1 protein-coding gene is annotated in these 1,920 nt (G+C 54.9%); it reads left to right on the plus strand.

Going from position 1 to position 1,920, the window contains the following annotated elements; all coding sequences use genetic code 11:
- Nucleotides 1-1,920: choice-of-anchor Q domain-containing protein (locus ACOCD2_RS18160; protein WP_293649983.1), on the plus strand; the 1,920-nt coding region annotated here is incomplete at both ends.

The raw sequence follows: 1,920 nt of genomic DNA on the forward strand, positions 1-1,920 counted from the left end.
TGCGCCCAGACAATTGGCTCCCGCTCAATCCGGGTGACCTGCTCGGAAGAGCCGGATGCGGGAAATCCGCACGTCCGGTTCTGTGAGGGTGAAAGCCAGCAATGGCCGATCTACTCGACTACCAATCCATCGTTTTTGACTGGAGACGACCCGATCGGAAATGAGCACAAAAAAAAGCCGGGGTTGCGGCCCCGGCTCATGAAATCACATGAGGAAAATAAAATGAAATCGAGAGTTGTCATAGCAGGGGCGCTGGCCTTTGCCAACCCGGCATCCGCAATCACTGTCCATCAGGTCAAACGCATGGCTGACCACGGTCCGCACACGCTGCGCGCTGCAATCGCCACCGCTGCATCTGGCGACCGGATCACGTTTGCGCCCTGGCTCTATGGCAAAACCATTCTCCTGGACAGCCAGATCACTATCAACAAAAATCTACGCATCGAGGGAGACATCAATGGAGACAGACGTCCCGACATCACCCTGGACGGCCAGGAAAAACACCGCATCCTCAATGTCACATCTGGGTCAACTGTGAGACTGTGGGGATTAACACTGACTCATGGATCAGCCCCGGAGGGTGGCGCCATCTACAACCTGGGAAACATCACGGCACAATATTGCCGCATCAGCGATAACCAGGCGTCCGATACGGGCGGCGCAATATACAATCGCGGAAACATCACGATCGATAGCAGCACGATGGCCGATAATGTTGCCCAGAAAGGGGGCGCGATTTTCACCGACAAACGATCCGCGACAGACCCGGCAGGAACAATGCTGATCAGATCAACATTTACCGGCAACAGGGCATACAGTCAGGGTGGTGTTGTTTACAACTATCACGGCACATTCCGCGCGTACTCCAGCACATTTGGTGGCAATCTCGCACACGGACACCACGATTGGAGCTACAGCACAAACGCCAAGGGGTCCGTGCTGTACCAGTTCGGCGGTGGTGATCTTGGCGGCGTGGCTGAATTTACAGACTCCACGCTAAAAAATAACCGTAGCGCTCCGCTGCGCGATCCAGAGCTCAGAGAATGTGATGTGGCCGAACGTAACAGCTCATGCTCCAACAAACCAGACGCCGACCGACGACGAAATAACCGCGACCGCCGGGTTAACAACGGCGGCACGATATACCATCGGGGTGTCAGCACCAATCGCCAGGACATCAAACTGACCAGGACCGTAATAGCAAACTCAACCGGACGCAACTGCGGCGGCTGGGGATGGTTCAGCCTCGATCATGCCTGGTCGGATGATAATACATGCGACGGAGACGTCGATTATGATGGACCCGGCGTCAGCAGAGGGGATGCGAAACTGGGCCCGTTGACAGACAACGGTGGTTATACGCTGACATTTAAACCCCTGGCAGACAGCGGACTGATCGATGAGGGTGGATCCGTGTGTGCAGTAGGCGACCAGCGAGGGGCACACCGGACATCGTACGGAGACGAACATTGCGACATCGGCGCAGTCGAGGTGGACGCCACAGCTCCATCACGGCTGCGAGCACAGCCAATCAACACAACCCCACCAGACGAACACAACGAGAATCCAGCAACGCTGCATCAAATAATCGACGGCAAAAACGCCGAAATTGCTACGAAAAATGAAACAATCACGGCACAACAAGCCGACATCGATGGCAAAGCCGAAACAATCGCGAACAAACAGGCAGAAATCGAGGACAAGGACGACACAATCACGTCCCAACAGACAGCCATCGCAGAAAAATCAGAAACAATCACGACACAACAGGCGGCCCTCGCAGCAAAATCTGAGACGATCGCGGATCTGCAAATGCAACTGCAAACAATCAACGGCCGGCTGGAAGAATTGCGATACCGCATATCGAAAAAAGACGGCAATCTAGCGCAGCTAGAAGAACAGGCGCGACAGCTGGCAGAC

This window comes from Thiolapillus sp., assembly GCF_048562965.1.
Classification (GTDB): Bacteria; Pseudomonadota; Gammaproteobacteria; order Chromatiales; family Chromatiaceae; genus Thiolapillus; species Thiolapillus brandeum_A.